The sequence below is a fragment of the Mammaliicoccus sp. P-M58 genome (assembly GCF_022386165.1).
Classification (GTDB): Bacteria; Bacillota; Bacilli; order Staphylococcales; family Staphylococcaceae; genus Mammaliicoccus; species Mammaliicoccus sciuri.
Map to the genome: position 1 here is coordinate 45,864 of NZ_JAJNJI010000003.1, position 13,150 is coordinate 59,013.

Here is a 13,150-nt window from a genome sequence, read left to right on the forward strand (position 1 = left end):
AATTAATAATTGACGAGAATCAATATGTCCTGTACCCTTTTAAAGTATTCAAGATATTTAAGAGGAGAAAATAATGAATCAAATTAATCATAAAGGATCATTTATAGCTTTATTACCGTTAATCGTATTTGTAACGCTGTTTATAGGTACTGGATTAATCATGAAAGATTTTAATTACTTACCTTTAAATGTAGCGATTCTTATTGCGGCAGTCTTTGCATGTGCCATGTATCCAAAGACACCTTTAGCTAAGAAATTAGATATATTTACAAAAGGCGCAGCTCATCCTAACATTTTATTAATGGTATTTGTCTTTTTAATGGCAGGTGCGTTTAGTCAAACAGCTAAAAGTATGGGTGCTGTAAGTTCAACTGTTAATTTAGGATTATCTTTAATTCCCGGACAGTTTTTACTAGCAGGTTTATTCATAGTTGGTGCATTTATTTCAGTAGCTATGGGTACATCAATGGGAACAGTAGCAGCATTAGCACCGGTAGGCGTAGGTATTTCAGAAGCGACAGATATCTCACTTGCTTTAACAACAGCAACTGTCGTAGGTGGTGCAATGTTCGGTGATAACTTATCCATGATTTCAGATACAACCATTGCAGCAGTTAGAACGCAACAAACGAAAATGAGCGATAAATTTAAGATGAATTTCTTAATTGTATTACCAGGTGCAATTTTAACAGTACTTATTCTATGGTTTGTTACAAAAGATGCAGGTATGACAGATGCCAGTCAAGGTGGCTATAGTGTCATTAAAGTCATTCCATACTTATTTGTATTAATTAGTGCATTATGTGGAATGAACGTATTGATGGTATTAGTGTTTGGTGTCATCGTAGCAAGCTTAATAGGATTATTAGACGGCTCATTTACACTATCAGAAAATTTAAAAGCAATCTCAGACGGACTTATCGGCATGCAAGATATTTCTATGATCGCATTATTAATCGGCGGTATGATTGGTCTAATAGAATATCATGGCGGAATAAAATGGTTGCTCAATACCGTAACGAAACGATTAAAATCTAAACGCGGCGCAGAATTTGGTATTGCCAGTTTAGTAGGCGTGACGAATTTAGCAACAGCTAACAACACAATTTCAATCATTACAGCAGGACCACTCGCCAAAGAAATAGCAGATGATTATCAAATTGATCGCAGAAAATCAGCAAGTATATTAGATATATTTGCAAGTACAGTACAAGGAATTATCCCATACGGCGCACAAGTATTAGCAGCAACAAGCGTCGCAGGAATATCAACAGTATCACTATTACCATATTCATTTTATCCATATTTATTAGGCATATGCGGTATCGTTTCGATTGTAATAGGCTATCCACGTAAGAAGAAAGAAGCGGAGTAATAGCCATTAACCCCTATCCATCAACATGATGAATAGGGTTTTTATATATTTGCTTGAAAATAGAAGGTGGATTATATAATATAATATCGATATATAAATAAGCTTAATTCAAAAATAGACAAGGAGGAAATCAAATGTAGGAGAAAATTTAAGTTATTAGTATTATTGAAAATAGTAGAAAAACAGATGATTATTATAAGAAAAATTGAATAAAGGAATAGTGTAATGAAGACATGGAAATTAATTAGTATATTATTATTTATTGTTACTATGTTTATACTTAACCAATCGATTACATTCGCAACCGAAGTTATTAATAATTCTGAGGATTCAACAGTTCTTAGTAATAGTAAAGGTCAACCAATAGAAATTAACGAAAAAGTAGATACTATTACAGTAAAAAATATAGAATCAAATGATGATAAATCAGTCATAGCTTCAGCGGAAAATAATAATCCTACATACACTAAAAATCCAAGAATTGTAGATGTTGAAATTGAAGGAAAGGGAGACAAAAATAAATCTGGAATTTCATATTTCGATAATATTAAATTAAATATAACCGGTGAGAATTTAACAGATGATAATTTGTTAACAAAAGAAGGATTACATTGGTCAGATAAAACATATGTAGATATTATAACTGGTAAAGAGAAAGGTATTATTAATCATAGTGATACATTTGGAGGTCAAAATACTCCTAATGTTCCAGTTAAAGCTTATAGCATGAATAATGGGGATAAAGGGAGAATTAATTTTGTTGGAACAACAAAATCAGGTATTAACTTAGATTTACTTTGGACTGTAAAGAATTCTGATAAGGAAGATTGGAAGAAAAACTCTGGATATAATAATGATAATAGAGTAAAAGGTTTAGCATTTACAGGTGAACAGTTTATTCCTAATACAAATGGGAACTCAGTAGTAACATTATATAATGAAGCAAATAAACTAAGTTTATTTTATCAAATAGTGAAACATGGTACTTATGAGGAAAATCCTGTTCTTGTAAATTTTATATCAACTGATATTGATGCTGCTCAGGGAGTTGAAAGTAATTTATCTAATCTTGGGGAAGTAATTCCCGAAGATTCAAATCTCAAGGTTTCTAATAATATTATTTACGATGCAACTCCAGGTGTTGAAGGGTTGAATGGATCTATTGATTTACCTAAAGGTGGTTATTTGGGAGTAGGGTTTTTATCTAACTTTGATTATACATTTTATTCACCTGCGCCTATGCGGAGAAATGATTCCTATAACTATGCAATTGCTGTTAGATATGATATTTTTGGTAGCAGTTTACAGGTAAAAATGAATACAAAAATTAAACAAAAATACAGAGTTAATTATTTAAATTTAAAAGGAGAAAAAATTTTAGCATCAAAAACATATACAGGTTATAATAACAAAAATTATAAGATACCATTTCCGAAAATAGATAAATATACGAAGTTATATTATAAAATTGATAACCAAAATAAAAATGATCAAGTTATTAACCTTTTTTATCAATTAAAACCTCAAATTATTTATAATTTTTCTGATGAAAACGGTAATAAGATTAGAGATTCTTTAAAAAATACTTATGATAAAGGAACCGAAATTAACTTTAATCCTCCAAATATAAAAGGATATAATAAACCTAAAATATTTAAGTCAATTATCAATAAGGATAGTACTTATAATTTTGTTTATGTAAAAGAGAAAAATATTAAGAAGCCTACTAAACCTTCAAATCAATTAAATAAAACTAATCAAAATAGAGAAAAGAACAAAAAAACAAAAAATACTAAAGCATTGCCTATAAAAAATAAATCTATAAAATCAAAAAGCAAAAAAACCACATATACTAAAACTAAAAATTCAAAAAGCAAGAATACTATAAGCATGAAACAAAAAAAATCTACGAAAAACATATATAAACCTCGTAACATTTCATACATTAGATTGCCAAAAAAACTAAAAATACCTCAGGCATATCAAAATTATCAAAATAAAAATAACGCAATAAAAAGAATAGTCAGTTATACAAAATTTTCTGAACAAAGGAACTATATAACAAACTTTAAGAAAATAATTAAAGAAGTACATCATAATAAGCCAATGTCACATAATAATTTGCATAAATATAAAAAGAAAGTCAAAATAGATTGGTTTGCAATTAATACAGGTCTTAAAGGTAAAGAACAAATTGAATTCATAAGGTTCTTAAATGAACTAGCAGAAGAGGCGAATAAACAGTATAAAGGTAATTTTAATGAAATAAACCATTATATAGCAAACGGATTAGCATATCATAACTATAAAAATAATACATTGCAAAATTCAGTTAATGATTTATGGAAAATAGATAAAAGTAAAGTGAAATATCCTAAAGCAAATTTTGAGATAGAAATTATAGAAGGAAAAAATAAAGTAATTAAAAGTGATAATCTTCTTCATCACTTACATATGTCGAAGGACTATGAAATAGATCTCCCTCATATGGGTGCTACTATAGGAAGTGTTGAAAAGAGTGTGTGGTATAAGGAACTTATAAAGAAAATAGCTAGTTTACCACTTGAAAAATATGATGGCATATCATCAAAAGATAAATTTTTCCAATTAAATGCCCTCACTGGTGATTTATTAACACATATTGATAAAAAAGATAAGACTGCTGATATTGATGCAATGATTATGTATTATCATCCTGAATTTAAAGACTTACCTTTAAATGAGAGAATTATTAAATATTACAGTACAGAGAATTTAAATTACAAAAGAGAAAAACTGAAGAGTGAGATTTTACCAATCATTGTTAAAAAAGATATTGACAATAAATCGGGTTATTTATCTGTTGTATCTATTGCTACTTTAGGTGGGCTTATATTAGGTAGAAAATATATATATGAATTTATAAAATTTACACCTAAATTTTTTGTGGAAAAAGGAAAAAATATTATTGAAAGAACCAAAAAAAATATAAAAATAGTCAAAAAAAACATTGAAAATAAAGTGACTAGGAAATTAAAGAAGGTTAAAAGTAATATTAAAAACTATATTGTAAAAAAGATTGTTAAACCTATAAAAAGAAAATTAGTTTCAATTAGAAGAAAAATAAAGCAAAATGTTATGAAGCTATCTAAACGAATAATTTCGCCTATAAAAAGAATTATTAAGAGAAAAATTAATAATAGCCGCACTATTAAATATGTTGCTCGAAAAATAAAATCTATTCGAAGAGCCTTTAATAAAAGAATTTATACTCCTGTTAGGAAATTTGTCTCTAAAAGAATTTATACTTCTGCAAAGAAATTTGTTTCTAGAAGAATTTATACTCCTGCAAGGAAATTTGTCTTTAGAAGAATTTATAGACCAGTAAAAACTATTGTGAACAGAACTAGAAGGTATTCAAGGAAGATAACAAGTAGTATCAGCAAAAGTAAAAAATTTATAAGAAATGGATTTAGAAAATTAAAAAGGTTATTTAGAAGGTGAGCAAGTCATGTGGAATAGCATAAAACAGTATAAAGTCTGGATATTTTTTGCGTTTTATCTAAACCTGTTTAGGTTCACGTTAGTTGTATTAATTCTCTCATTATATCTATATTTAAACTTCTCAAAGTATTCCGTTTACTATGCTAAACATATACAACATGACGAAGGTAGAGATCCAGAAGTTGAGATGTTAATAAAAAATATCGCTAGGGCAGAAACGCCAGAGATAGAGGGTGTAACTTATACTCCAACGTGTATATATGGAATCGGTAATTGTTTAAAATACTCAGTAGATGGAATTAATAGTGAAGATACAAAAAATCCTGAATATCATCGTTCTGTAATTATGGGAGATTCCAAAAATGAAATTGAATATATAGAAAATCATGATATATATTTATTTAATGAAAAGTATAAATTGATTTTATTTAATGAAAGATCAGGACAAGAAAAACCTATTTCAAATATTAATGAAGTTGAAATAAAAAAACAAGTACGTACAATTGTTCAACCTGTAATTAATGTTCAGCCTAAACCTATGATTAATCTTCAGTGGTTATTTAATTGGTGGTATAAAGATTATTTTAGGAATGAATATTAATGTTGGAAGTGAATATTTTATGATAATATTTAAATTTATTAAACGTGCGATTTATAAGACATTTGAGGTAACGATTTTGTATCTTATACCTCTAATTGTAATATTATTAATATCCAGATACCTTTTAATCAGCCATATGGAATACTATTCTGTATATTACGCTAAACATATTGATCATAGTCCTAATATAGATCCAGAAGTTATTATGGTTATGAAAAATTTAAAAGCTATTGAAAAACCTAAAGATGATTCATTTGTATACAAATATAAAGATTCTTATTTGTATGATTATAGATATTTTAAAGTGAAAAAATTAAATAAAAAGAGTCGTTATAAAGAATTAGAGTCTTATATTGAATTTAATACTGAAAATGATAAATTTGAATATATAGACTTTGTAAATCATGCTAGAACTCAATTTAGATTTAATAATGCTTATAAAATCGAACATGTGAAGAAGAATGATGGCAGTGATGTTAGTTTAAGAAAAGTGAATGAGAAGCGGGTTAAACAGGAGATTAGGGATATTCTTCAGCCTATTATAGATGTTCAACCTAAGCCTCAGGTTAATTTACAATGGTTATTTAATTGGATGTATGGTGATTATTTTAAATGATGTGGTTTGGGATTATAGAAATATTATAAACAAAAATAAGCATATCACTTTATGACTGAATGGTTCAGTTAAGTGATATGCTTGTTTTTTATAGCTATATATTTTTATGCTTTTTCTTGTTTGAGTTCGTATCCATATGCGGTTTCGCCATGGAATACGGCATCTAAGCCTTCTAGTTCTGCTTTTTCGTCTGTTCTTAATGTTGTAAAGATACTGATGATTTTAGCGATAATGTATGTCATGATGCCACTAAATGCGATTGTTACGACGACTGCAACGATTTGTACAACTACTGGCATAATGCCACCACCAAAAAATACACCGTCTGCTATTGTTGAGTTAACGCTAGAATTTTGGAATAAACCTGTTCCTATTGCACCAACGACGCCTCCAAATCCATGTAAACCGAATGCATCTAACGCATCGTCATAATTAAGTAATACTTTAAGGTGCGTGATAACATAGTAACAAACGAATCCGCCTAATATTCCAAGAATCATTGCACTTCCGTAACCGACAAAACCTGCTGCTGGTGTTATCGTTACGAGTCCGGCTAACATTCCTGATAATGTTCCGATTAAAGTGACTTTTTTCTTTTGAATATATTCAAAGATAGACCAACCGGCAATACCTGCACATGATGCTAATATTGTATTAACAAATGCGAGCATGGCAACTGAATCGAAAGTGAGTGCTGATCCTGTATTAAAGCCAAACCAACCGAACCATACGAGAATACCACCGATTAAAGTAATGACTAAATTATGTGGCGGTTTCTTATTGCTAGGTTTTCTAGAACCGAGTAGTAGGGCAAGTACAAGTCCAGAAACACCAGATGAAATATGGACAACTGTACCACCAGCAAAATCAATTGCACCAAGTTTGTGAATCCAGCCGCCACCCCATACCCAATGTGCTACTGGGCTATAAACTAGAATGACCCATAAACTCATAAAGATTAAAAATGGTCCGAATTTCATTCTTTCAGCTACTGAACCAGTTAGAATTGAAACGGCAATGGTACAAAATGTTAATTGGAAAAGCATAAATAATGCGAATGGAATGGTTTCACTAAAATTACCATTAGGTGTGAATCCAACACCGTTTAATAATGCGTGTGAGAAATCACCTATCCATAAATTGTTACCACCAAAACTAATAGAAAATCCTATTAATACCCACGTGAATGTTACAACAACAATTGCTGAAATACTGTGCATCGAAGTATTTAAAACATTTTTAGATTGAACTAATCCTCCGTAAAATAATGCTAATCCAGGTGTCATTAACCAAACTAACAACGTACATCCGAATAATAAAAGTGTATCTGTCTGACTCATCTTCCCTCAACTCCTTATTTTTTTAAAAGTATAAAATATAAAATAAGAAAAAAGAAATATGAGTCAGGTAAATTTACACTCAGTGTGATAATACTTAACATCTGTTAAGTAAATGGATTATTGAACACCTAAATAATCAAAGGTAACAGCAGCTACTGATTTAGCTGTAATAAGTAGAGAACCTTCATCAATATCAAATTTAGGATGATGATGAGGGAATGTTTCTTTATCTTTTGGACTTGCGCCTACATAGAAGAATGTACATGGTAATTCTTTTGCATAGTAAGCGAAATCTTCTGATGGTGGTTGTGGTTCGCAACGTTCAACACTTTTAACTTCAGGAATATTAGCCGCTTCAATTGCTTTCGCAACTTGTTTCGTTAATTCAGGATCATTATATAGAACTGGATAATCTCTCGTATATTCAAGTTCACATTGAACACCATACATAGATTCTAGACCTTTAGAAAGTCGTTTAACTTCTGATTCAATGAGTTGTAGTGTTTCTTCGTTCATACCTCTAACGTCACCTTCAAGTGTGACTTCATTTTTAATGATATTAAACTGTCCTTTACCATCAAATGAACCGATAGAAATAACGCCCATATCAAATGGATTCAATCTTCTTGAAACGATTGTTTGTACAGACATGACAAAGCTACTTGCTGCAACAATTGGGTCATTTGCTAAATGTGGTGACGAACCATGACCACCACGACCTGTGATTTTTAATTTAAATATATTTCGACCAGATTGAACATTGCCTTCTCTATAATAAACGTGATCACTTTCAAGTGCGCTCATGACATGGACGCCGATGACATTATCAACGCCATCAAGAATGCCATCTTTAATTAAGTATTGTGAGCCACCAGGTGGCTTTTCTTCAGCAGGTTGGTGAATGATGACAATCTTACCTTTAAGTTGATCTTTCACTTCAATTAAAGTTTCAGCAAGGACCATCATATATGCAGTATGCGCGTCATGACCACATGCATGCATGACACCCTCATTTTTAGAACTGAAAGGTAGGCCGGTATCTTCTTTTATTGGTAAAGCATCGAAATCAGCGCGTAACGCTAATGTCTTACCTGGTTTACCAGAATCAATTGTTACTTTAATACCGTAAATGCCTTCTCCTCCGATATGCGTTTGTAATGTGACATCTTTATCTTTATAAAAGTCAGCAATATACTGGGCTGTATCTTTTTCTTCAAAAGATAACTCAGGATGCTCATGTAAGTATCTTCTGATTTCAATCATTTTATTTTCTTTCTTAGATAATCTTTCATAGAAATCATTTAACATATCATGTTCCTCCTTATATTTGTTTAATTTAATTATAATAGAAATTTTTGAAAAATTGTTGTCAGAAGTGTAAATGGGTGTTGACATAACATGACAATGGGCGTAGAATAATTGAGTATTAGTTAGCAAAGCTAACTATATTTTTATGAGAAAAGGTGAAAACAATGAAGAACTTTTTATATTCCTATACAAATTTGTATCGACCATATATTCATCATATTAATGAAATATTAGAACCTTTTGATTTATATGCTGCACAGTATAAAGTGTTACATGATATCGCATTTAATCAACCAACCACACTTGTTCAAGTTTCTAAGCGTTCTTTTATTGAGAAACCTACAGCTCGTAAAATTATAAAAAAATTAATCGAACGGGAATTGATTCAAGCAGTTAATAGTAAAGAAGATAAAAGAGAAAAATTCCTTACATTAACTGAGCAAGGTCAAAATCAATTCGATGAAATTCATCATAGAATTGGTGTATTTCAAGAAAAATGTCTGCAAGCAATTGGTGTCAAAGAAGCGGAACTTAATAAGGCACAAGAGATTTTAGAGAATTTGAGAAGTTATTTAATAGAGGAGGAAACAGAGTAATGAATGACCAAATTAAGAAACCGATTTGGACAAAAGATTTTATATTTAATTTTGTTATTAGCTTTTTTATATTTTTATCAATGTACTTACTATTAGTAACAGTAGGTGGTTATAGTAAGGAAACATTTGGAGTTTCAGACAGTATGGCTGGTCTAGCATCAGGATTATTTATTGTTGGATCATTAGTAGGTAGATTTTTAACAGGTAAATATATCAATATAGTAGGTAGTAAAAAAGTATTAGTCATCGGTGGGATTCTACTAGTTATCACAAATGTTTTATATCTCGTGACTGCATCATCATTCGCATTGTTATTAATCGTACGTATTTTAAATGGTATTGCAAGTGGGGTAGCAAGTACAGCTACAGGAACAATTGCAGCATTTATCACACCAGCACAACGTCGTAGTGAAGGTATCAGTATGTATAGTTTAAGTATGGTACTCGGTACAGCAATCGGACCATTTATAGGCTTATTACTATATCAACACATTCCAATGTCTGGACTATTTACAATTTGTACGATACTTATTGTTGTAGCATTTGTTATGTCACTATTCATGAAAGTTGAAACACCTGTAATGGCTAGTGTCAAAACAGAAAAGAAAAAAGGATTTAAACTTACTGATTTCTTCTCAGTACATGCCTTACCAATTGCAATCGTAGTTGTAATTGTTAGTATTGCATATTCATCAGTATTGTCATTCATTCAATTCTTTGCACAAGAAAATCATTTAGTAGATGCAGCAAGTTTCTTCTTTGTTGTTTATGCAGTAGCAGTCTTAATTACAAGACCATTTACAGGAAGAATTATGGACCAACGCGGTGAGAATATCGTTACAATACCAGCATTTATATGTTTAATTGTCGGTTTATTCTTAATTAGTATTGCAAGTAATGGTGTGATCTTATTAATCGCAGGTGCATTTATAGGATTAGGATTCGGTAACTTACAATCTATATTCCAAGCATTAGTCGTTAAAGTATCACCAGTAGAAGCGATGGGATTAGCAACATCAACATATTTCATCGGCTTAGACTTCGGATTAGGATTCGGACCATATGTATTAGGTAACTTCACACATTCGATTGGATATTCAGGATTATATCTAGCAATGTCTATCGTAGCTTTATTAGGATTAGTCGCATTCTATTTCTTACACATGATTAAAGCTAAAAAAGTAAGTCAATTATAATAAGTGGAAGTGTCGTTAGGGACAGAATTCCGAGAAGTGTCCCTAAATGAGTACTTTCTATCTACCAGAATTCGAAATAATGGAAGTTACAGCGCTCTAATTACCACAATTCGAAATAATGGAAGTTACAGCGTTCTAACTACCACAATTCAGAATAATGGAAGTTAGCGCATTCTAATCACCACAATTCGAAATAATGGAAGTTACAGCGCTCTAACTACCACAATTCAGAATAATGATAGTTAGCGATACTCAATTTCTAAACTTCATAATAATGTAGTCTGAGACACCGAGATGTCTCAGACACTACTTAAAAAAATAGCGTATAGGACAATGAATGTCCTATACGCTATTTATATATTATCCTTCTAAATCAACTGAGTTGATATCAATGCCTAATGCGTCTGCTACACCTTTACCGTAGTCAGGATCTGCTTTGTAACAGTTACGGATGTGACGGTGTTTTACTTCGTCAGTAGTGCCTTGCATTTCGTTAGCTGTATTTTGGAAAATACGTTGTTGTTGTTCTGGTGATTGTAAACGGAATAATTTACCTGGTTGTTCATAGTAATTATCGTCATCTTCACGGAAGTCGTGTTCGTATAATTCACCTTCAAGTTCTAAACTTGGTTTTTTGTATTCAGGTTGTGATTGATGCGCTTCATAACTATTTGGATAGTAGTTAATTCCGCCACCTTGGTTACCATCTATTCTCATTTGTCCATCTCTTGAGAATGGGCAAACATTTGTTGCAGCTTTTGGAGAGTTTACTGGGATTTGCCAGTGGTTAACACCTAAGCGGTAACGTTGCGCATCTCCGTATGAGAATAAACGACCTTGTAACATTTTATCTGGAGAGAAGTCTATACCAGGGATGATGTTTGTTGGCGCAAATGCAGCTTGTTCAACATCTTGGAAATAGTTCTCTGGGTTACGATTTAATTCGAATTCACCAACTGGAATTAATGGATATTCGTCTTTAAACCATACTTTAGTCAAGTCGAATGGGTTATCTTTATGATTTCTTGCTTGTTCTTCAGTCATAACTTGAATGTACATTTTCCATTTAGGGAAATTGCCTTCTTCAATAGCGTTGAATAAGTCTCTTTGACTTGATTCACGGTCTTTAGCAATTACCTGTTCAGCTTCTTCTGCTGTGTAATTTTCGATACCTTGTTGTGTTCTGAAGTGGAATTTAACCCATACACGTTCACCTGCATCGTTGTACATTGAGTATGTGTGTGAGCCGAAACCGTGCATGTTACGGAATCCTTTTGGAATACCTCTATCTGTCATTAAAATTGTAACTTGGTGTAAGGCTTCAGGTAATAATGTCCAGAAGTCCCAGTTTGATTGTGGGTTATGCATGTTTGTTTTAGGGTCACGTTTAACAACATGGTTTAAACTTGCAAATAATTTAGGATCACGGAAGAAGAATACAGGTGTGTTGTTACCAACTAAGTCCCAGTTACCTTCTTCAGTATAGAATTTAAGTGCGAAACCACGTATGTCACGTTCAGCTTCTGCAGCACCACGTTCACCAGCAACTGTAGAGAAACGTGCAAACATTTCAGTTTGCTTACCAATTTCAGAGAATATTTTAGCATTTGTATATTGTGTTATATCATGTGTAACAGTAAAAGTACCGAACGCACCAGAACCTTTAGCGTGCATACGGCGCTCTGGAATCACTTCTCTGTCGAAATGTGCCATTTGTTCTAAGAAATAAATATCTTGCATAGCAAGTGGTCCGCGTTTACCAGCAGTTAATGAATTTTCACGATCTGATACTGGCGCACCAAAAAGTCCTGTAAGTTTTGATTTATTACTCATATCATAATCCTCCTCAAGAATTCTTAATTATAATAATTCTAATTTCATACTAATTATAATTTAAAGTGAGCAACGTGACAAGTAAAAGAATAAAAAATACAGAAAGAATTACAGAGCTACTTTGTTATATATTTAGATATAATAACCTAAAAGTGTAAAAACTAAACATTAAACAGGGCTTTTTGAGTAAATTTTACGTTTTGTACACAAATTGTTAATAGAATAATTTTTATTTAAAATGAGAATTGGACAGATTAATTGATTATAAGAACTATAAATAATTAAAAAAGAACGCGTTTTTTCGCGTTCTTAATAGAATAAATATTAATTAGGTAAATCTCTGTCTATAAATAGTGGCTGAACGTCTACTCTTTTCAAAATGATTTCTTTTGCTTTTTGAGGTAGCAGTTTGATTTCAGGAATTTCTGAGACTTTTAATGATACATATTTAATTTTTTGATCGAATGGAATGGTTAAATCATCTAAAGATTCATTAATTGTAGCATGATAAATAAATAATATTTCGTGATAAGACGTACTTTCATATTCAAAGAAGTTTTGAACAGTTGTTAAAAAGTAAATATCATCACATTCAATATTGAGTTCTTCTTTGATTTCACGTTTAATAGCTGAGTCCGAGCTTTCGAAATATTTTACTCTCCCACCAATTAATGCATAATAATCATTTTTTTTATCATAGTGGAAACAATAACCATTCTTATCTTTGATGATTGCGCCAACTCTAATGTTCAACATACCATCGCCTGATTTAAGTGAAAGATCCATCACAACGACCTCCTTA

Annotated in this window: 10 protein-coding genes; 6 read left to right on the forward strand and 4 right to left on the reverse strand. The window is 31.2% G+C overall.

Features of this window, described 5'->3' with window-relative positions; all coding sequences use genetic code 11:
- The first annotated feature begins 73 nt into the window (after positions 1 to 73).
- The 4 genes from LQ694_RS03950 (at position 74) to LQ694_RS03965 (ending at position 6,075) form a co-directional block, all read left to right on the forward strand.
- Positions 74 to 1,375, forward strand: a complete 1,302-nt coding sequence (locus tag LQ694_RS03950; RefSeq protein WP_070369172.1) for a Na+/H+ antiporter NhaC family protein — start codon at positions 74 to 76, stop codon at positions 1,373 to 1,375.
- A 225-nt stretch (positions 1,376 to 1,600) separates the two neighbouring features.
- Positions 1,601 to 4,858 carry a hypothetical protein gene (locus tag LQ694_RS03955; RefSeq protein ID WP_096791957.1) on the forward strand — a complete coding sequence of 1,086 codons (3,258 nt, stop codon included), beginning with the start codon at positions 1,601 to 1,603 and terminating at the stop codon, positions 4,856 to 4,858.
- A gap of 7 nt (positions 4,859 to 4,865) precedes the next feature.
- Entirely contained in the window at positions 4,866 to 5,459 is a 594-nt protein-coding gene (locus LQ694_RS03960) for a hypothetical protein (protein ID WP_218697200.1), read from the forward strand.
- 19 nt (positions 5,460 to 5,478) lie between these two features.
- On the forward strand, positions 5,479 to 6,075 hold the full coding sequence (locus LQ694_RS03965; RefSeq protein WP_218697201.1) for a hypothetical protein: 597 nt from the start codon (positions 5,479 to 5,481) through the stop codon (positions 6,073 to 6,075).
- Between the two features lie 104 nt (positions 6,076 to 6,179).
- Here LQ694_RS03965 and LQ694_RS03970 read toward each other — a convergent pair whose 3' ends face one another.
- Together LQ694_RS03970 and LQ694_RS03975 are read right to left on the reverse strand one after the other, a co-directional pair.
- Positions 6,180 to 7,415 (reverse strand): ammonium transporter, encoded by a 1,236-nt coding sequence (locus tag LQ694_RS03970; RefSeq protein WP_037589100.1) that lies wholly within the window; start codon positions 7,413 to 7,415, stop codon positions 6,180 to 6,182.
- 117 nt (positions 7,416 to 7,532) lie between these two features.
- On the reverse strand, positions 7,533 to 8,723 hold the full coding sequence (locus LQ694_RS03975; RefSeq protein WP_196968366.1) for a M20 family metallopeptidase: 1,191 nt from the start codon (positions 8,721 to 8,723) through the stop codon (positions 7,533 to 7,535).
- A 164-nt stretch (positions 8,724 to 8,887) separates the two neighbouring features.
- Between LQ694_RS03975 and LQ694_RS03980 the strand changes: the two genes are divergently transcribed.
- The gene (locus tag LQ694_RS03980; RefSeq protein WP_058611445.1) at positions 8,888 to 9,319 is read left to right on the forward strand and encodes a MarR family winged helix-turn-helix transcriptional regulator; all 432 of its coding nucleotides are present in this window, start codon (positions 8,888 to 8,890) and stop codon (positions 9,317 to 9,319) included.
- Positions 9,319 to 10,515: an MFS transporter gene (locus LQ694_RS03985; protein ID WP_196968367.1), complete on the forward strand. Its 1,197-nt coding sequence runs from the start codon at positions 9,319 to 9,321 to the stop codon at positions 10,513 to 10,515. The genes LQ694_RS03980 and LQ694_RS03985 overlap by 1 nt, the downstream gene beginning before the upstream one ends.
- 360 nt (positions 10,516 to 10,875) lie before the next feature.
- Here LQ694_RS03985 and LQ694_RS03990 read toward each other — a convergent pair whose 3' ends face one another.
- Complete coding sequence (locus LQ694_RS03990; RefSeq protein ID WP_058611443.1) at positions 10,876 to 12,348, reverse strand: catalase; 1,473 nt, start codon at positions 12,346 to 12,348, stop codon at positions 10,876 to 10,878.
- A 324-nt stretch (positions 12,349 to 12,672) separates the two neighbouring features.
- The gene (locus LQ694_RS03995) at positions 12,673 to 13,134 is read right to left on the reverse strand and encodes an NUDIX domain-containing protein (protein WP_058611442.1); all 462 of its coding nucleotides are present in this window, start codon (positions 13,132 to 13,134) and stop codon (positions 12,673 to 12,675) included.
- Positions 13,135 to 13,150 lie beyond the last annotated feature (16 nt).